The organism is Methylocapsa sp. S129 (genome assembly GCF_009765995.1).
Classification (GTDB): domain Bacteria; phylum Pseudomonadota; class Alphaproteobacteria; order Rhizobiales; family Beijerinckiaceae; genus Roseiarcus.
This window is the reverse complement of record NZ_LMUI01000016.1, coordinates 195,938-213,230: the sequence shown is the minus strand read 5'-3', so window position 1 is coordinate 213,230 and position 17,293 is coordinate 195,938. Positions and strand designations below refer to the sequence as shown.

17 protein-coding genes and 1 pseudogene are annotated in these 17,293 nt (G+C 63.4%); 7 read left to right on the top strand and 11 right to left on the bottom strand.

The window, feature by feature from the left end; genetic code table 11:
* Positions 1-13: 13 nt before the first annotated feature.
* Together GSQ90_RS10295 and GSQ90_RS10290 are read right to left on the bottom strand one after the other, a co-directional pair.
* Positions 14-1,231: pseudogene (locus GSQ90_RS10295) on the bottom strand (RNA polymerase sigma factor).
* Between the two features lie 55 nt (positions 1,232-1,286).
* Complete coding sequence (locus GSQ90_RS10290; protein WP_158814739.1) at positions 1,287-1,637, bottom strand: YciI family protein; 351 nt, start codon at positions 1,635-1,637, stop codon at positions 1,287-1,289.
* A 206-nt stretch (positions 1,638-1,843) separates the two neighbouring features.
* Between GSQ90_RS10290 and GSQ90_RS10285 the strand changes: the two genes are divergently transcribed.
* The gene (locus GSQ90_RS10285) at positions 1,844-2,956 is read left to right on the top strand and encodes an alpha/beta fold hydrolase (protein WP_158814738.1); all 1,113 of its coding nucleotides are present in this window, start codon (positions 1,844-1,846) and stop codon (positions 2,954-2,956) included.
* Positions 2,957-3,310: 354 nt separating this feature from the next.
* Here GSQ90_RS10285 and GSQ90_RS10280 read toward each other — a convergent pair whose 3' ends face one another.
* Complete coding sequence (locus GSQ90_RS10280; RefSeq protein ID WP_158814737.1) at positions 3,311-4,291, bottom strand: 2-hydroxyacid dehydrogenase; 981 nt, start codon at positions 4,289-4,291, stop codon at positions 3,311-3,313.
* Positions 4,292-4,393: 102 nt separating this feature from the next.
* On the opposite strand from GSQ90_RS10280, the gene recF reads away from it, so the two are divergent.
* Complete coding sequence (recF, locus tag GSQ90_RS10275; protein WP_246731510.1) at positions 4,394-5,563, top strand: DNA replication/repair protein RecF; 1,170 nt, start codon at positions 4,394-4,396, stop codon at positions 5,561-5,563.
* Between the two features lie 352 nt (positions 5,564-5,915).
* Complete coding sequence (locus GSQ90_RS10270; RefSeq protein ID WP_158814736.1) at positions 5,916-6,434, top strand: c-type cytochrome; 519 nt, start codon at positions 5,916-5,918, stop codon at positions 6,432-6,434.
* A 243-nt stretch (positions 6,435-6,677) separates the two neighbouring features.
* On the opposite strand, the gene GSQ90_RS10265 is transcribed toward GSQ90_RS10270, so the two are convergent.
* Positions 6,678-7,286, bottom strand: a complete 609-nt coding sequence (locus GSQ90_RS10265) for a YqgE/AlgH family protein (protein ID WP_158814735.1) — start codon at positions 7,284-7,286, stop codon at positions 6,678-6,680.
* Between the two features lie 115 nt (positions 7,287-7,401).
* Between GSQ90_RS10265 and GSQ90_RS10260 the strand changes: the two genes are divergently transcribed.
* From GSQ90_RS10260 to GSQ90_RS10250, 3 genes are all read left to right on the top strand, one after another.
* Positions 7,402-8,235 carry a protein-disulfide reductase DsbD domain-containing protein gene (locus GSQ90_RS10260; RefSeq protein ID WP_158814734.1) on the top strand — a complete coding sequence of 278 codons (834 nt, stop codon included), beginning with the start codon at positions 7,402-7,404 and terminating at the stop codon, positions 8,233-8,235.
* An 89-nt stretch (positions 8,236-8,324) separates the two neighbouring features.
* Positions 8,325-8,810 (top strand): peroxiredoxin, encoded by a 486-nt coding sequence (locus tag GSQ90_RS10255; protein ID WP_158814733.1) that lies wholly within the window; start codon positions 8,325-8,327, stop codon positions 8,808-8,810.
* Between the two features lie 126 nt (positions 8,811-8,936).
* Positions 8,937-9,878, top strand: a complete 942-nt coding sequence (locus GSQ90_RS10250; RefSeq protein WP_158814732.1) for an aldo/keto reductase — start codon at positions 8,937-8,939, stop codon at positions 9,876-9,878.
* On the opposite strand, the gene mug is transcribed toward GSQ90_RS10250, so the two are convergent.
* The 6 genes from mug to GSQ90_RS10220 form a co-directional block, all read right to left on the bottom strand.
* Positions 9,859-10,461 carry a G/U mismatch-specific DNA glycosylase gene (gene mug / locus GSQ90_RS10245; protein WP_158814731.1) on the bottom strand — a complete coding sequence of 201 codons (603 nt, stop codon included), beginning with the start codon at positions 10,459-10,461 and terminating at the stop codon, positions 9,859-9,861. The two genes, GSQ90_RS10250 and mug, sit on opposite strands and share 20 nt — an antisense overlap.
* 147 nt (positions 10,462-10,608) lie before the next feature.
* Positions 10,609-11,073, bottom strand: a complete 465-nt coding sequence (gene rnhA, locus GSQ90_RS10240; protein WP_158814730.1) for a ribonuclease HI — start codon at positions 11,071-11,073, stop codon at positions 10,609-10,611.
* Positions 11,070-12,035, bottom strand: coding sequence for a homoserine kinase (locus tag GSQ90_RS10235; RefSeq protein ID WP_158814729.1), 966 nt, complete (start codon positions 12,033-12,035; stop codon positions 11,070-11,072). The genes rnhA and GSQ90_RS10235 overlap by 4 nt, the downstream gene beginning before the upstream one ends.
* Before the next feature lie 184 nt (positions 12,036-12,219).
* Positions 12,220-13,212 carry an ABC transporter substrate-binding protein gene (locus GSQ90_RS10230; protein WP_158814728.1) on the bottom strand — a complete coding sequence of 331 codons (993 nt, stop codon included), beginning with the start codon at positions 13,210-13,212 and terminating at the stop codon, positions 12,220-12,222.
* Positions 13,213-13,258: 46 nt separating this feature from the next.
* Entirely contained in the window at positions 13,259-14,599 is a 1,341-nt protein-coding gene (locus tag GSQ90_RS10225; protein WP_158814727.1) for an MFS transporter, read from the bottom strand.
* Positions 14,600-14,684: 85 nt separating this feature from the next.
* Positions 14,685-15,083 (bottom strand): PaaI family thioesterase, encoded by a 399-nt coding sequence (locus GSQ90_RS10220; protein ID WP_158814726.1) that lies wholly within the window; start codon positions 15,081-15,083, stop codon positions 14,685-14,687.
* A gap of 155 nt (positions 15,084-15,238) precedes the next feature.
* On the opposite strand from GSQ90_RS10220, the gene GSQ90_RS10215 reads away from it, so the two are divergent.
* On the top strand, positions 15,239-16,513 hold the full coding sequence (locus tag GSQ90_RS10215; protein ID WP_158814725.1) for a D-arabinono-1,4-lactone oxidase: 1,275 nt from the start codon (positions 15,239-15,241) through the stop codon (positions 16,511-16,513).
* A gap of 29 nt (positions 16,514-16,542) precedes the next feature.
* On the opposite strand, the gene GSQ90_RS10210 is transcribed toward GSQ90_RS10215, so the two are convergent.
* The gene (locus tag GSQ90_RS10210; RefSeq protein ID WP_158814724.1) at positions 16,543-17,262 is read right to left on the bottom strand and encodes an SDR family oxidoreductase; all 720 of its coding nucleotides are present in this window, start codon (positions 17,260-17,262) and stop codon (positions 16,543-16,545) included.
* Positions 17,263-17,293 lie beyond the last annotated feature (31 nt).

Here is a 17,293-nt window from a genome sequence, read left to right as displayed (position 1 = left end):
GATCGCTGCCTCGTCACAGCCCCCGCATCTCCGCCAGACGACGGGAGAGAAACCGGCGCTCGGGATTCTGCCGGGCCAGCATAAGAGCCTTCTCATAGGATTCGCGCGCGTCTTCGTTGCGTCCGAGACGCCGGCAAAGGTCGGCGCGCGCCGAATGAGCGAGGTGCTAGTCGCGCAAGTCGCCCCGCTCAAGGATGGCGTCGATCAGCGTCAGGCCAGCCGCGGGACCGTCGCGCATCGCGACGGCCGCGGCGCGGTTCAGCGCGATCAGCGGCGAGCCGTCCGTTTGCATGAGCACGTCATAGAGACCGACGATCTCGAGCCAGTCGGTCTCCGATGCGCGCGTCGCCTGCGCGTGCAGCGCTGCGATGGCGGCCTGGAGCGTATAGGCGCCGAACCGGCGCGATAGGAGCGCGCTGTCGAGCAGCGCCAAGCCTTCGCTAATGAGTTCGCGGTCCCAGAGCGAGCGATCCTGCTCGTCCATGAGGATCAGCTCTCCGGACGGCGATGTGCGGGCGGCGCGGCGCGATTCATGAAACAGCATCAGGGCCAACAGGCCTTTCGCCTCCGGCTCGGGCAGCAGTTTCGCCAATAATCGCGCCAGCCGGATGGCTTCGCCTGAAAGGTCGGCGCGCGTCACGGATGCGCCCGATGTCGCGAAATAGCCCTCGTTGAACACGAGATAAATCACGCGCAACACGGCGGCCAATCTCTCGCCGAGTTCCGACGGGGCCGGCGCCTCAAAGGGAATGCGGGCTTCCCGGATCTTCGTCTTGGCGCGTACGATGCGCTGCGCGATCGCCGCGGGCGCGGTCAGGAAGGCGCGCGCGATCTCTTCGGTGGTCAATCCGCAGACTTCTCGCAGCGTCAGCGCGACCTGCGCGTCGGCGGAAATCGCTGGATGACAGCAGATGAAGACGAGGCCGAGACGATCATCCGCCATGGCGTCGCCAGTTTCGATGTCTTCTCCGGACTCGCCATAAAGCGTCTCCGCGATGTCCGCCTGCGCCGCGTCGAAGCGCGTCTTTCGGCGCAACCGGTCGATGGCGCGGAACCGGCCGACGGAGGTGAGCCAGGCGCGCGGATGGGCGGGAACGCCCTCGCGCGGCCATTGCTCCGACGCGGCGATGAAGGCGTCGTGCAACGCCTCCTCCGCCAGGTCGAAGTCGCCGAGCAGGCGCACCAGCGAGGCGAAGACGCGGCGCGCCTCGCCGCAGTAGATCGCCTCGATGTCTGCGCGCGCGGCCTTCGCATCGCCGGCCGCCAGTTCGGGCGGGGGCGCTCGCCTAGCCAATGTTCAGTTCCGGCCGCACCTCGATGCTTCCATATCTAGCCATCGGGATATTGCCGGCGATGCGGAGCGCTTCATTCAGGTCGCGCGCCTCAATGAAGATGAATCCGCCCAAGACCTCCCGGGTCTCGGCGAACGGGCCATCGGTCATCGAAATCTTGCCGCCGCGCATGCGGACCGTCGTCGCCGTCGCAACCGACTGGAGCGCGGCCGCGAGGATGTAATGACCGTTCTTTTCGAGCTCCTTGTCGTAATTCAGCGAATCGCGGTCCAAAGCCGCCTTGTCGCTGTCGGACAGCGTGCTGAAGACATGGGGCTCGAAATAGACGAGGCATAGATATTTCATGGGAGGCTCCTTCTTCAGAGGGATGGGACGCATCATAGTCGATTGGCGATGCGCCCAATCGACATTCCGCGTCATCGGAATTCGGGGTCGCCACACGAAAAGCGCGTTCCGTGAATTGCAGTCCATTGCGTGTCGGAAGCAGTCAGCAACCATCTTGACGCCGTGTTAAGCTGACGCCACGCCACAGCAGACGACTTGAGGCGCCGATGCGCAAACTCGCACGGGTTGTTGTAGTCATTCTTTATTGCATTGTCGGCGCCGTCGTTTTAGCGGCGGCTGCCGGGCTAAGTTTTCGCGCCTATCGCCAGCATATCGCCGCACAAGCCCTTTCGATCCAATCCCCGGACGGAATCGACGAGGGGAGGTTCGTCACCATCGGCGACATCAGCCAGTGGATTCAAATCCGTGGCGAAGATCGCAACAACCCGGTGCTTCTGTTCGTCCACGGTGGTCCCGGCGGCTCCACGATCCCGATCTCGTCGGGTTGGCGCCCCTGGGAAAAATACTTCACCGTTGTGCAGTGGGACCAGCGCGGAACGGGCCGGACCTATGGCGCCACCGGGACCGCGGTCGCACCGACCATGACCATAGAAAGGATGACGCAGGACGGGATCGAGCTAGCAGAATATCTCAGAACTTATTTGCACAAGGACAAGATTATCCTCGTTGGCCATTCGTGGGGCTCGTTCCTGGGAATCCACATTGTCAAGCAACGTCCAGACCTGTTCTACGCCTATGTCGGCGCCGGGCAAGTCGTTGGCAGGGTGACGTTCGAAACGTCGTTTCAGATTTCCATCGCGCAGTTGCAAGCTCTGGCGCGAGCGGCTGACAACAAAGAAGCGTTGACGGAGCTGGAACCCATCGCGGCTCTACCTGTCATGAGTCCAAGCAATCGGCTCGTCGCAGAAAAGTGGAGCACGGCATTGAAGCTCCCATCGATCGAGAGCTTCACATTGGTCGGCCCGATTCCGCCGCCTTTCATGCCAGGTTTCACTCTGCTTGACTGGTATAACTGGTATAGGGGAATGACATTCTCAGCACAGTATCTACGTGGCCGCGGAGGGCCTATGTTTCAGCGAGACCTGGCTTCATTGGGTTTCGACTTTGCGATACCGATAATTTTCATCGAAGGCGATGAGGACTACAACACGCCAAGTGCGCCAGCCGAAGATTATTTCAATCGGATCGTGGCGCCGCGCAAGGATTTTGTACGGATCCATGGCGGGGATCATTTCATTCCGTTTGATCGTCCCGACGAGTTTCTGTCGGAACTGGTTGCGCGAGTGCGGCCACTCGCTGATCACGCAGCAACATATTGATTCTATTGATATATTTAGCTTCGATCAAATAGATATTTGTGAATATTTGAATATTCCTCGGAAATCCAAATTTGTGCACGGCCGGGCATCGAGCGGGAGAGCAAGAGGAAACTAAACCACCCTGCAACGCTTTGATATTCCACGTTTCGCGGGACAAAACTCGCGTTGTCGACTGACCCTCCATCGTCATGGCCGGGCTTGTCCCGGCCATCCACGCCGGGTCGCCGGCGCTAACGTCGACGGTGATTTACAACCGTGCCGCGTGCAGATGAACGCACCTCATTCGCATGGGGATGGCCGGGACAAGCCCGGCCATGACGGGGTGGTTGGGAACGGCCCCTCTTCCAACCGCCCTCACCCCTTCCACGGCGTCTCCGGCACGGGGGTCAGCGGGCCTTTGCCGTCGAGCCAGGAATTGAGATTGTCGATCATCAGGTCGGCCATCGCCTGGCGGGTGTGGCGTGAGGCGGAGCCGACATGGGGCAGCAGCACCGCATTGTCGAGCGCCAGCAGCGCCGGCGGGACATTCGGTTCGTTCTCGAAGACATCGAGGCCGGCGCTCAAAAGCTTGCCCTCCCGCAATGCCACGATCAGCGCCTCCTCGTCGATCAGCGATCCGCGCGAGATATTGACGATGATTCCCTCGGGGCCGACCGCCTCGATGATTTCGCGGTTGACGATATGGCGCGTGCCGGCGCCGCCCGGCGCTGCGACCATCAGAATGTCGCAGGCCTTGGCCATGCCGATCAGGGAGGGGTAGTAGAGAAAGGGCGCGCCCGTCTGCTGGGCGCGGCCGTGGTAGACGACGTCGAGCCCGAAAGCGGCGGCGCGGCGCGCGATCGCTTTGCCGATCCGCCCGAACCCCAGGATGCCCATGGTGCGGCCGCGCAGCGAGGCCGTCAGCGGATAGGCGCCGCCGGGCCATCGCCCCTCGCGCAAATAGCGTTCGGCCTGCGGCAATTGGCGCACGGCGGCGAGCGTCAGCGCCATCGCGATGTCGGCGACCTCGTCGTCGAGAACGCCCGGCGTATGGGTGACCATAATCCCGTGCTCGCCCGCCCAGGCCGCATCGATATGATCATAGCCGACGCCAAAGCTCGCGACGATCTGCAGATTGGGCAGGCGGCGCATCAGCGCGGCATCGACGATCGCGTGATGCGAGGTTGCGATGACCGCCTTGATTTTCGGCGCGAGCCGCGCCAGCGCCTCTTCGCGATCGGGGACTTGCCAGAGCCGATGCAGAGTCACGCGCTGCTCGATTTCGCCGCCGATTTTCGCGATGCCCTCGACCGGGACCAGAACGTCAAATTCCGCCACCTTTTGATTCCTTGCCATCGTCGTCAATCCCCGGGCGCACCATGCCCCGAGACGCCGCCGCCGCCAAGACCGAACGTTTGGCCAGCGCTGAGCCTTTCGCCCGGGCGCGGGACGTGGCACATGCCTTTCATGCCCAGCGCAGCCGTTCTCGCGACAAATCGCCGCCCCCTCGTGCGGCGCATCATCCTTCAGGATTTTCGCTCCTATGCGACGCTCGATCTCGCCTTGGAGGGATCCGTCATTGCGCTGGTCGGCGAGAACGGCGCCGGCAAGACCAATCTGCTGGAGGCTTTGTCGCTGTTTGCGCCTGGGCGAGGATTGCGCCGCGCGCCAATCGGCGAATGCGCCCGCGACGGCGGCTCCGGCGGCTTTGCCGTGTCGATCTTCATCGAGGACCAGGGCGAGCCGCGCCAGCTCGGCACGGGCCTCGAGCCGGGGCCCGACGCGGCCGCGCGCGTCAACCGCATCGACAGGACGCCCGTCGCTTCGGCGCGCGCCTTCGCCGACCATTTGCGCATCGTCTGGCTGACGCCGGCGATGGACGGGCTGTTCACCGATTCGGCGGGCGAGCGGCGGCGCTTTCTCGACCGGCTGGTGCTCGCCATCGATCCCAATCACGGCGCGCGCGTCAACCAGTTCGAGCGCGCATTGCGCGGCCGCAACCGCCTGCTGGAAGACGGCGCGCGCAATTTCCAGTGGCTCGATGCGATCGAACGCGAGGCGGCCGAACTCGCCGTCGCAATGGCGGCGGCGCGCAGCGAATGCGTGAGCCGGCTCAAAGCCATGATCGCGCTGGAGCGCGACGATGCCTCGCCATTCCCCTGGGCCGATCTCGCGCTGGAAGGCGACGTCGAACGCCTTGTGGCCGAAATGCCGGCGCTCGCCGCCGAAGAGCGCTATCGCGTGGTCCTGCGCGACAATCGCGGCCGCGACGCCGCCGCCGGGCGCACGTTGATCGGCCCCCATGTCGGCGATCTCCGCGCCTGGCATGGGCCCAAGGGCGTCCCCGCCGCCCAGGCCTCGACCGGCGAGCAAAAGGCGCTCCTCGTCGGCCTCGTGCTCGCCCATGCGCGCCTCGTCGCGGATATGAGCGGCATGGCGCCGCTCGCGCTGCTCGACGAGGTCGCCGCGCATTTCGACCCGCGCCGTCGCGCGGCTCTGTTCGAGGCGCTGGAGCGGATCGGCGGCCAGGTGTTCCTGACCGGCGCCGATCCCGCCGCCTTCGCGGGTCTTGCCGGGCGCGCGCAGCTCCTCGATGTCGCGTCAGGACGCGTCACGCGCCGTCCATAGAGGGCCGGCGTTCCGCGCTGCGCGGGTTCGACACACGTGAGGCGGCGCTGATCTCAGCGCCGCCTATCCATTGATTGCATGGAGGCGATTATGCGTGGGAGGAATTCGAACTCAAGGATCGCCTTTCAGGCGACCGCCCATAGCAGTCAGCTTGCTGACTGCGAAAACTTGTCAGCAATGGCGGCGACCGCTTCGCGGCCGTCCTTGACTTCGAATTCCTCCCGCGCGCCGCTCCGCCATGCAAACAATGGACAATTCCGCCTCAGTTGATCGTCTCAAATGAGGTGAACTCGGATGCTTGCCCGGATGATCAAATCGAGGCAGGCTGACGGACATCGCCGGGAGAAAATCTATGTGGCGCCGCTGCTCGCTTGCCCTTCTCGCCATCGCCGGCCTCGTCACGCCAGCCGCCGCTGAAGACCAGATCGAACGGGGCAAATATCTCGTGACGATCTCGGGCTGTTCGGACTGCCACACGCCCGGCGGCATGCTCGGAAGTCCGGACATGACGCGGATGCTCGGCGGCGCTGATGTGGGTTTCGGCATCCCAGGGGTTGGCGTCTTCATCGGCCCCAACCTCACGCCGGACAAGGAGACCGGCCTTGGCGCCTGGACGTCCGACCAGATCATCGCGGCGATCACGACGGGGAAACGCCCGGATGGACGGCTTCTGTCGGGCGTCATGCCATGGCAGGAATTGTCCCATTTGACGGGCGCCGACGCGCAGGCGATCGCGGCCTATCTGAAGAGCCTGCCGCCCGTGAAAAATGCGATCCCGGGACCCCTCGGTCCCAAAGACAAGCCAAGCGTCTCTGTCTCCGTCATCGTCTCGGGCGACGCCTATGCCGCGATGCCGCAACCGCCGCCATAGGCGCTGGAGCCTGATGACTTTTGATCGAAACGGTCGAGGGTGATCCATCGTTTCGCATGGCGGAGCGTGTTTCACCCTTGAGGACCTGTCAATGATGGCCCTTCGGGCCACCGCCGAAGGCGGCGCGCTTTGCGCGTCATTGACAGGTCCTCAAGGGTGAAAAAAAATGCCTCCATGCGAACAATGGCTCAATAACGAAGCTGTCGCCGATATCAGTTCGATTCAATCAATTCTCATCTCGCTCTAAGCGTGGCCCGCTTCGGAGGACAGCATAGCGGCGTTGACGCCGATCTTGGCCAGAGCGCGATCGTATTTTGAGGCGAGGTCGGCGTCGAAGACGAGGCTCGGATCGGCGGGGCAATTGAGCCAGCCATTGGCGAGGATCTCGCTCTCGAGCTGGCCGGACGACCAGCCGGCGTAGCCGAGCGCCAGAACCGCCTTTTCCGGGCCCTTGCCGGTCGCGATGGCGCGCAGGATGTCGAGCGTCGCGGTCAGGCAAATGCCGTCGCCGATCGAGACTGTGGAATCATTGCTGAGATAATCGCTCGAATGCAGCACGAAGCCGCGGCCCTTCTCCACGGGTCCGCCGCGCAAGACGCGGACGTCGCCGGCGCGCGGCGGCAGGACAATCGAATCGGCCGCTTTCACGACGTCAAGCTGGACCAGCAATTCAGGAAAGTTGATCGTCTCGGCCTTTTGATTGACGATGATCCCCATCGCGCCGTCCTCGCGGTGGGCGCAGAGGTAAACGACGGCGCGCGCGAACGGCCCCTCCCGCAAGGTCGGCATGGCGATCAGCATCTGACCTTCGAGGCTGGCGGAGCCGCCCGGCTTTTTCGGAGCGCTTTTCATGGCCCTATGCTACGCATCCGCTTGTTTCTGTCAAAGCAGGCTTTTTGTAGCCGGCCGGGCCGCGCCTCACGCGAATGTTGCTGGCGCCGTCAAGCCGATCGCTTTAGAGGAAAGCATGTTTAGACGCCGTCCTCTTCTCATTGTTCTGGCCGCGCTTTTCGGCATTGCACGGCCGACCTTGGCTGCCGACGCCTATTCGTCGGACTGGGCCGAAGGGCTTAAATCCTCGGCGCGTCTGATCGCCGCCGGGCCGAGGGACGGCATTTTGCAGGCCGGCGTCGAGATCAAGCTCGCCCCTGGCGCCATCACTTATTGGCGCAATCCGGGCGATGCGGGCTTGCCCCCGACGCTGTCCTTCGAAGGCTCCGCCAATCTGGCGCAGGCCCGCACCTCTTTTCCCGCGCCGCGGCGCTTGCCGGAGGGCGGCGGCGGCGAGGCCTTTGGTTATGATCGGGCGTTGATCCTGCCGATCGACGTTGAAGTGATCGACCCGTCCAAGCCCGTGGAACTCGCGCTGAAGTTGAATTATGCGGTTTGCGAGACAATCTGCGTGCCGGCCGAGGCAAGCTTGCGCCTGGTCCTGGCAACCAGCGAGGGGTCGCCTTCGCCATTCGCCGAAGCCATCGCCAAAGCCAAGGCGCTGACCCCGCGGCCCATCGAATGGAGCGATCTCGCCGCCGCTCTGACCGCCACAGGCGAGCGGAGCTGGCGCGTTTGTCTGGCGCCGCAAGCGGGCCCCAAGCGCGATCTCTTCATCGAGCCGCCGGAGGCCTGGTGGTTCGACATCAAGCCGGATGCGAGCGGGTCCGCCGGAACGGAATGTTTTGGTCTGAGCCTGATGCAAAAGCCGCCCGACGCCGAGCTTCCGGTCGTCGCGCGGCTCACGATCACCGGCGGCCAGGGGCCGATCGAAACGACGATCGCCCTGAAGGCCGGCGCCAAACCCTAATCGCACAGGGTTTGCGCGCCAGCCGGTTCGCGATACAAAGATGTAGAGAGCGGGGCTGCCGCTCTCTTTCTGAGCCCAGGGAAAAATCCATGACGATCAAGGTCGGCGACCATCTGCCCGAAGCCACGTTTCGCCTCATCACCGGCGACGGACCGCGGCCGGTGACGACGGGAGAGTTCTTCAAAGGCAAAAAAATCGTGCTGTTCGGCCTGCCCGGCGCCTTCACGCCGACTTGCCACAAGAATCATCTGCCCGGCTTTGTCGCCAATGAAGCGGCGATCAAGGCCAAAGGCGTCGCTGTGATTGCGATGACCTCGGTCAATGATCCCCATGTCCTCACGGCCTGGGCCAAGGCTTCCGGCGTCGAGGACAAGATCAGCTTCCTGTCGGACGGCAACGCCGATTTCGCCAAGGCGGCGGGGCTCGATTTCGACGCGTCGGCGGGCGGCCTCGGGATACGTTCGAAGCGCTATTCGATGCTGGTCGAAGACGGCGTCGTCAAGACCCTCAATATCGAGGATTCGCCAGGTAAAGCCGACGTTTCCAGCGCGGAACATCTGCTCGCGCAATTGTAAGGGCTTGCGGTCAAAATCTGACATTTGGCGGCCAGTCCATGGCTTGGCTCAGATGGATTGCCGAAATTCGCCGGCAATCCGTCTGCTGCTTACGCGGCGGCCGGCCTGGAACAAAGGAGGATGACCATGGCGACCCCCGATGCGCTTCGCTATACGAGAATTCCTCTTACGCATGGATCTGGCGCCATCCCCGCCGTCGGGTTTGGCACGCTGATACCCGATCCTCTTGCAACGAAACAAGCGACTGAGACCGCGCTTGAGGCGGGATTTCGGCATCTCGATTGCGCCGAACGCTATCGCAACGAAGAAGCGGTCGGCGATGCGATGCAGGCGGCGTTCAGGGCCGGTACGCTTCGGCGCGAGGACGTCTTTGTCACTACGAAGCTCTGGAACACCAATCATCGCCCTGAGCGGGTCAAGCCCGCCTTCGACGCCAGCCGCCGGCGATTGCAAATCGACACGATCGATTGCTATCTCATCCACACCCCCTTTGCGTTTCGGCCGGGCGACGAGCAGGATCCGCGGGACGAACGCGGTCAGGTCATCTATGATTCCGGGGTGACGTTAGTCGAGACGTGGCATGCGCTCGAGCGCCTCGTGGACGAGGGTCAGTGCAAGGCGATCGGCCTATCCGATGTGACCTTGGAAAAGGTGCGAGAGGTCGTTGCAGCCGCGCGGATCAAGCCTGCTGTGGTGCAGGTCGAATCCCACCCGTATCTCCCTGAATGGGAGTTGCTCGAATTCTGTCGGGAGCACGGGATCGTGCTGCTGGCGTTTGCAGCATTGGGACACGGCATGAGTCCCAAAGTGCTGGATGATCCCGTGATCACAAGCATTGCGCAGCGCGTCCATAAAACGCCGGCGCAAGTTGCGTTGGCCTGGGCTGTGCAGCGCGGCACGGCTTTCCTGACCACCTCGACCAAGCCCCACAATATCCAAGCAAGCTTTGACATATCGGCGTTGCCCGAAGACGCCATGCGGGAGATGCGGGAGGGCATCACGGCGAACATCAGGTTCAATACGGTGGTGCAGACTGGCGTGCCTGGCTTTATTCCACGCGCCAAGTGAATTCGCCGGCGCGAGGTCGCGTTCGCTCTGAGCATGGGCCGCACATTCTTTCGGCGATTTGCGCCGGAAGTTGGCTCAGGCCTGCCGCGAGATAAAGTTGACGGTAGGCGCTGACCAATTGATCGAGGGGAAACGCGCGATTGCGCCCGCTGGGATTGGGCAGAACCCATACAACGGCGCCGGCCAAGGCGACCGGCTGAGACCCCCACGCGATTTCTCGCTGTCCGGATAATGCGGAATAGGCCGCCTTACCGAGGAAGCCGACGAAGCGTGGCGAATAGCGCGCGATCTTTCGTTCAAAATGCGCGGCGGCTGCGATGAATTCTTGCACCGACAGTTGATCGGCCCGCGCTGTCGGCCGTTCGACCACGGTCGTCAGGCCGCATCGGTACTGCAGGATCGTGCGGTCGTTGTCGGGAAGGATTTCCTCAGGCGTGAAGCCGGCGAGATGGATGGCGCGCCAGAAGCGATTGCCCCTTCCTGCAAAATGGCGACCCGCGGCGGCCGCGGCCATTCCAGGATTGATGCCGCAGAAGACCACAGCAAGACGTTCGGCGATGATATCCGGGAGGGCGCCGACCATAACATGCCTCACAAATTCAGAGACAGCCAAGATAGATTTTTCGTCGCTTCCTTGGCAAACGCGCCGGCGCCGATTGCGTCACGCGGATCGTCTCGATGAGACTGAGAGCCCGAGAGGCTGGTGGGCGCCAAACGTCAGATTTGGCCCCTAAGCCTCGGCCGCCTTGCGGGACTTCGGCATGAACGGGCTCATGCCCCGCCGCGCAAGCTCGTCGGCGCGCTCATTCATCGCGTCGCCGGCATGGCCCTTGACCCATTTCCAGGCGATCTCGTGCCGCGTCGTCGCTTCGTCGAGGCGGCGCCAGAGATCCTCGTTCTTGACGGGCTTCTTGTCGGCGGTGCGCCAGCCGTTGCGCTTCCAATTGTTGATCCAGCCGGTGACGCCGCCGCGCAAATATTGCGAATCCGTATGCAGGTCGATCGCGCAGGGACGGGTTAGCGCTTCGATCGCGCTGATCGCGGCCAGAAGCTCCATACGGTTGTTGGTCGTCAGCGCCTCGCCGCCGCAAAGCTCCTTTTCACGCCCGTCGTAGCAAAGCACTGCGCCCCAGCCTCCAGGGCCCGGATTGCCCGAACAGGCGCCGTCGGTCCAGATCGCAACGCGCCCACTCATCGCAGTAAGCCATAGTCGCGCGCGCTCGCCACGGCTCGATGAAAGCGCATCTTCTTGAGATATTCGATCGGATCTTTGGGCACGACTTTGGCTCCCGGCGGCACGTTCAACCAGTCAACGAGACGCGTCAGCATGAAGCGCAACGCCGCGCCGCGCGCCATGATCGGCAGAGCCGCGACCTCCCGATCGGTCAGGCGACGCACCCGCTCATAGCCATTGATCAGCGCCATGCCCTTGGTGATGTTGAACGATGCATCAGGCTCGAAGCACCAAGCGTTCAAGGCGATGGCGAGATCGTAGACAAGCGCGTCATTGCAGGCGAAATAAAAATCGATCAGGCCGGACAGCCGGTCGCCGAGAAAAAAGACGTTGTCGGGAAAGAGATCGGCGTGGATCACGCCGGCTGGCAAGCCGGTCGGCCATATCTGCTGGAGCGCGGCCAACTCATTCGCCGCCTCGCTGGCGAGGCCGGGCGCCACTTCATCCGCGCGGGCCTGCGCGGCCTCGAACAAGGCGGGCCAACCGCCGATCGAAAGAGCATTAGGTCGCTGGAGGTTGAAATCGGCGCCGGCTTTATGCATTCGGCCCAAAGCTTCGCCGACGCTCGCGCAATGGCGCGCGCTGGGGCGGCGAATCCATAGCCCGTCGAGAAACGTGACGATCGCCGCCGGCCGGCCGACAAGCCGGCCGAGCGCCTCGCCTTTGTTGCTGCGCACCGGCTGCGGACAAGTGACGCCTTTCTTCGCAAGATGCTCCATCAAGCCAATGAAAAAGGGCAGATCCGCTTCTTTGACGCGCTTTTCATAGAGCGTCAGGATGAAACGGCCGGTCTCGGTGTGCATGAGAAAGTTCGAATTCTCGACTCCCTCGGCGATGCCCTTGAAGGACGAGACAGAGCCAAGATCATAATCGGCGAGGAACGCCCCAAGGGCTTCGTCCGTGACTTCCGTATAGACGGCCATCTTCTGTCCGGCTTGAGGTACGCGGCCTACGGACGGCAAAAAAGCCGCGCTCCAGCAAGGCGCGGCTCTGTGGTCAGTCCCTTAGACCCCAATGGATTCTGTGTTAGCGACGGCGTCGGAATCCGTCAAATCTCGTCCATTCAAGCAACGAGGGAATGAGCATCATGATGCAGGCCCGGCGGATTCAGATCCGATGCGCTTCGAGCGTCGAGGGATGGAACAGCTCCTCGGCGGCGAGCAGACGCGCGGAAAGGCCTTCCTCGTGATGCTGTCGCAGGAAGCGCTCCAACACGTGGCGGTTGGGCGCGAGGCCGTAGGACCAGAAGTCATCGCCCATCAACGCGCGCGCCGCCTGAAGCTGCTCCTCGATGAAAGGCAGGGTCGCCTTGGCGGCGGAGGAATCGTCGAGACGGACGATCGCGATCGCTTTGGAACGCTCGAAAGCCTTGAATATGGCGAACGGTAGCCAAGGATGCGCGTCGGCGAGGCTGCGGCGGATTCCGATCAGGTGCATGATCGGAAATATCCGCGTCCGCTTGAACCAGTCCACGCCGGCGGCCTGGGGGTCGGCAAACAGACGGCGAATGTTTGGATGATTGTCGCGGAAACAGGACGGCGCCCGCGGCCCGATAATCGCGTCAAGCTCTCCCGCGGCCAGCATGCCCGAGATGGTCTTGCCTTCGGGCGCGTCCTCCAGCCGCACATTGGCGGGCAGGCTGAGAGGGATTTTCTCGACCCGGCGAGGATCGTCGTATCCCCCGCGCACCCAGGAAATGTCCGACGGCGCAACGCCGTGATCGTCGTTCAGAAATAGACGCACCCAAACATTGGCCGTCAGTTGGTATTCGGGCAGGCCGATCCGCTTTCCCTTGAGATCGGCTGGGTTCGCAATGTTGCGATCGTCGCGGATGTAGACCGAGGAATGGCGAAACGCCCGCGATGGGAAAACGGGCGCCGCGATATAGGGGGAGCCGCCGGCCGCGACCTGCACGCAATAGCTGCTGAGCGAGAGCTCGCAGATGTCGAATTCAGCCCGGCGAAAGGCGCGAAAGAATATTTCCTCCGGCTCAAGCAGCATGAATTGAGGATCGACGGCGTCGATCTTAACCGCGCCGTCAACGAGCGGGCGCATGCGGTCGTAATCGCCAATCGCGACCGAAAGCTGGAGTTTGGTCAACGCCGCTGTCCTTGTCTGCTAAACTGATGATGCATCGCATTCCAGGTTATGCCGCATCGGCGCGCCCGGACAGGGGCCTGCGCAAGCCCAGCGCGAAGACGGCGAGCGTCCCCACCAGAACGGATGCGCCCATGACGGAGAAAATGCTCGGAGTCGCCCAGCGGGCGCCGACGAGAGCGCCGACGATGAGCGGGCCGGCGATGGAGCCGCAGCGTCCGGCGGCCATGGCGCAGCCGATCCCGGTGGCGCGGATCGCAGAGGGATAGAGGATCGCCGCGAGCGCGATGAGGCCGGAACTGGCGCAACCCGTGAACAGGCCGAACAGGCCTTGAAAAACCGTGATCGCCGCGACCGAAGGCGCGGTATAGCCGACCAGGGCGTAGGCAAGCGCACCGCCGGCGAGCGCGCCGGGCAGAACCGCGATGATCCCAAAGCGCGTCAGCAGCAGCCCGGCGACGCCCGACCCGAACAGCGAACCGAAATTGAACGTCGCCAATGCAACCGCGGCATGGCCAATCGGCACGCCTTCGGCGCCCAGCAGCGTCGGGCTCCAGGCGGAATTGGTGACCAGGATCATGAAGGCGAAGAAGAAGCTCGTCCAAAGAAGGAGGGTGCCGCTGGCGCGGCCGAGGGCGAACAACTGGCTCATCCGCGCATCGGATTTCGCGTTCTCGATGACGACGAAACGGGCGTTGTCGGGAATGGAGACCTCGGGGAATATCTGCTTCAGCGTTCGCGCAATGCGCTCGTGCGTCGCTCCCGAATTGACGAGATAGCTGAGAGATTCCGGAAGCGCCCATATCAAAGCGAGGGCGACCAGAAGCGGCGGCGCGCCCCCCACGAAGAAAACCGACCGCCAGCCAAAGGCGGGAATGAGACGGGAGGCGAGAAGGCCGCCGACGACGCCTCCCAACGGAAATCCGGCCCAGAGCAAACTAACGATGGCCGCGCGCATGCGGCCGGGAACATATTCCGAGGCGAGACTGATGAAGCTTGGCATCGCGCCGCCGAGACCGACGCCGGCCAGGAACCGCCAGACGAGCAGTTCGCCAAAACTGTCGGCGAAGGCCGTGCATAAGGTGAAGATTCCAAAGCAGACGGTGGCGACGATCAGCACCCGCTTGCGGCCATGCCGGTCCGCCAGCGGTCCGAGCGCGAAGGCGCCGAGCGCCAATCCCGCCAGAGCCGCGCTGAAGACAAGACCGAACGCTTGCGGCGCGACATGCAGCGCGTCGGCCATAACCGGCGCGGCAAGACCGATCGATTGCAGATCCATCCCGTCCAGCAAAGCCACGAGGCCGCACAATGCGATGATGAGGCCCTGGGCGCCGCCGAGCTTTTGCTGCTCGATCATCTGGGTCACCTGCACCAGGGGCGGCTCCGACATCAGCTCCTCCGGACTTTCGCTTGCGCCTGACGGGTTCAGGATAGCACGGATGTTTTGTTCCCAACGCGCGTCTTGGCGGTGGGGGCTAGAGCGCGAGCTGCGTCTGCGTCACCCAGGCGACCGGCTTTCCGTCTTCCGTCTCGATGCGAGTCTGCCAGACCTGGGTGCGCCGCCCCCGATGAATTGGCGTCGCCGTCGCGACCAGGACGGCGCCGGCGGGGGCGCCGCCGAGAAAATTGGTCTTGCTTTCGATCGTCGTCGTGCCCGCGGCTTTCGCGTCGAGATTGATGAAAGCGCCGACGCCGCCCATCGTATCGGCTAAAGCCATCAAGGCGCCGCCGTGAACTCTTCCGCCCAAAGTGCAATGTTCCGGCGCGACGCGCATTGTCGCGACGATCCGGTCGAGATCGGCGCTGACGAATTCGATGCGCAGGTGATCGGCGAAAGGCAGCGGGTTGGCGCGAATGCGTTCGAGAGGGGACATGACGGCGGCTCCGGCTTTGGCGGCGCCCATTCTCTCAGGATACGGCGAAAGCGTCGATGACTTGCGAGGTCATGGTTTGTGAAATCGTCCGCCACATTCCCCCATCGCAACGCATTGGGTAAGCTGTCGCCTCATCGCCGCATCAGGAGCGCCCCATGAATGAGCCTTTGCCGTCGCCGCCGGTCCCACTCGGAGCGGGCGGTCATTGGCGCAACTGGGTCGGCAACCAGTCTTTTATCGCGCGCCACATGAGCGAACCGGGTTCGGAGGACGAACTGGCCGCGCTGGTGCATGAAGCTTCGCGCCGGAATCTCGGCGTGCGCGTCGCCGGCTCCGGCCATTCCTTCACGCCGGTGGTGGCGACCAGCGGCCTGTTGCTCAGCCTCAAAAATATGCAGGGAATCGTCAGCGCCGATCATGACCGCAAGCGGGTCGTCGTGCGCGCCGGCACGAAAATCGGCGACATCGGCAGAGCCCTCAAACAGATCGGGCTGTCGCTCGCCAACCAGGGCGACATCGACACCCAGGCGATCGCCGGCGCATTGTCGACCGGCACGCATGGCACCGGGATCAGCCTTGGCTGCCTGTCGTCGCAGGCGGTCGGCATGCGCCTCATTCAGGCGGACGGTTCGGCGCTGAGCGTCGACGCCGACACGGACCCTGAGACGATGGCCGCCGCCCAGGTCTCGATCGGCATGCTCGGCGTGATGTCCACCGTCACATTGCAGACGGTCGACGCCTACAATCTGAAGGAGAAGCTGTGGCGCGATGATTTCGAGACCTGCATGGCGCAACACGATGAGCTGGCCGCGCGCCATCGCCATTTCAGCTTCTTCTGGTGTCCGGTTCCAGAATCCCGGCATCTCTATTGTCTGCCCGACGTCGCCGCGGTCTCGCCGACAAAACACGAGCATGACGTCTGCGAAATGAAGGTGATGGATATCACCGACGAGCCGCCGTTCTCTGACGAGAAGAGCTTCGAGCGCGTCGCCTATTCCTCGGAAATCTATCCGATCGAATATGTCCCGAACTTCCACGAGCTCGAATATGCGATTCCGGTCGAAAACGGCAAGGAGGCGCTGCGGCAGGTCCGCGACCTGATGCTGACGAAACACACGAACTGCATCTATCCCGTCGAATATCGTTTCGTCGGCGGCGATTCAGGCATGCTGAGCCCCTACTACAAGCGCGACAGCGTGACGGTCTCCGTCTCGGGCGGCCCGGGGATCGACTATTGGAACTATCTTCTCGACGTCGACGCGATCCTCAGACAATACGGAGCGCGGCCGCATTGGGGGAAGCTGCATTTCAACAATGCGCAGGACATGCCGACGCTTTATCCGCGTTTCGATGATTTTCGCGCCATCCGCCGCCGCCTCGACGCGGAGGGCCGGTTTCTCAACGATCATTTGAGAAACCTGTTCGCGTAACGGTCTTCCGGACCGGACCGCGAGACAGGTCACACCAACTGGATGCCGCCGTCGATTTCCAGATCGATGCCGTTCACGGCGCGATTGTCGAGCAGGAAAAAGACCGCGTGGACAATGTCGGCGCTCGAAGCCAGCCGCCGCGCCGGCGTCCGCGCGGCCATCGCATCGACAATGGCTGTGGCGCCCTGCTGGATGGCGCGCTCCCAAGTCGGCGAGTCCGGAACAAGACCTGGCGACAGGCAATTCACCCGGATCGGCGACAGTTCGACCGCCATGGTTTTCGTCATGCCGACAATGCCGCCATTGACGATCGAAATCATCGTCGAGCCCACATAGGGATTGGCCTTGGAGAGGCCCGCGAACAGCACGATCGAGGACGTCGGTTTGAGGCGCGGCAGCGCGGCGCTGACGGCCGCGACATAGCCGGTGAGCTTGATATGCGCGAGCCTGTTGGCCTCGACAATATTGAAATCCTTCACGCTGGTCGCCAACCGACGGATCGGCGTCAGGACGAGATGGTCGATCGCCGGCCCATCCGCCAACGCCGCTCGGATCGAGGCCGTGTCTTCCAGGTCAATGTGGAGGCCGGTCGCGCCGGGTCCGATAGATCCGGCGATGTCGGCGGCGCGCTGCGCTCCGCGGCCGGCGATCGTGACCTGGCAGCCGAGCGCATGAGCTGCCCGCGCGACCGACAATCCAATTCCCGACGTGCCGCCAACTACGACAAGATGTTCCGTCGAACCGGGCATTATGAGACCTCGCTAACCAATCTTGCTTGCG

Excerpts from the sequence above, each read along its gene's own strand:
- recF (WP_246731510.1), top strand. The coding sequence starts at position 4,394 with ATGCCTTTCATGCCCAGCGCAGCCGTTCTCGCGACAAATCGCCGCCCC.
- GSQ90_RS10225 (WP_158814727.1), bottom strand. The coding sequence starts at position 14,599 with ATGTCGGAGCCGCCCCTGGTGCAGGTGACCCAGATGATCGAGCAGCAA.
- GSQ90_RS10255 (WP_158814733.1), top strand. The coding sequence starts at position 8,325 with ATGACGATCAAGGTCGGCGACCATCTGCCCGAAGCCACGTTTCGCCTC.
- rnhA (WP_158814730.1), bottom strand. The coding sequence starts at position 11,073 with ATGAGTGGGCGCGTTGCGATCTGGACCGACGGCGCCTGTTCGGGCAAT.
- mug (WP_158814731.1), bottom strand. The coding sequence starts at position 10,461 with ATGGTCGGCGCCCTCCCGGATATCATCGCCGAACGTCTTGCTGTGGTC.
- GSQ90_RS10270 (WP_158814736.1), top strand. The coding sequence starts at position 5,916 with ATGTGGCGCCGCTGCTCGCTTGCCCTTCTCGCCATCGCCGGCCTCGTC.
- GSQ90_RS10285 (WP_158814738.1), top strand. The coding sequence starts at position 1,844 with ATGCGCAAACTCGCACGGGTTGTTGTAGTCATTCTTTATTGCATTGTC.
- GSQ90_RS10250 (WP_158814732.1), top strand. The coding sequence starts at position 8,937 with ATGGCGACCCCCGATGCGCTTCGCTATACGAGAATTCCTCTTACGCAT.
- GSQ90_RS10265 (WP_158814735.1), bottom strand. The coding sequence starts at position 7,286 with ATGAAAAGCGCTCCGAAAAAGCCGGGCGGCTCCGCCAGCCTCGAAGGT.
- GSQ90_RS10260 (WP_158814734.1), top strand. The coding sequence starts at position 7,402 with ATGTTTAGACGCCGTCCTCTTCTCATTGTTCTGGCCGCGCTTTTCGGC.
- GSQ90_RS10215 (WP_158814725.1), top strand. The coding sequence starts at position 15,239 with ATGAATGAGCCTTTGCCGTCGCCGCCGGTCCCACTCGGAGCGGGCGGT.
- GSQ90_RS10235 (WP_158814729.1), bottom strand. The coding sequence starts at position 12,035 with ATGGCCGTCTATACGGAAGTCACGGACGAAGCCCTTGGGGCGTTCCTC.
- GSQ90_RS10220 (WP_158814726.1), bottom strand. The coding sequence starts at position 15,083 with ATGTCCCCTCTCGAACGCATTCGCGCCAACCCGCTGCCTTTCGCCGAT.
- GSQ90_RS10290 (WP_158814739.1), bottom strand. The coding sequence starts at position 1,637 with ATGAAATATCTATGCCTCGTCTATTTCGAGCCCCATGTCTTCAGCACG.
- GSQ90_RS10210 (WP_158814724.1), bottom strand. The coding sequence starts at position 17,262 with ATGCCCGGTTCGACGGAACATCTTGTCGTAGTTGGCGGCACGTCGGGA.
- GSQ90_RS10280 (WP_158814737.1), bottom strand. The coding sequence starts at position 4,291 with ATGGCAAGGAATCAAAAGGTGGCGGAATTTGACGTTCTGGTCCCGGTC.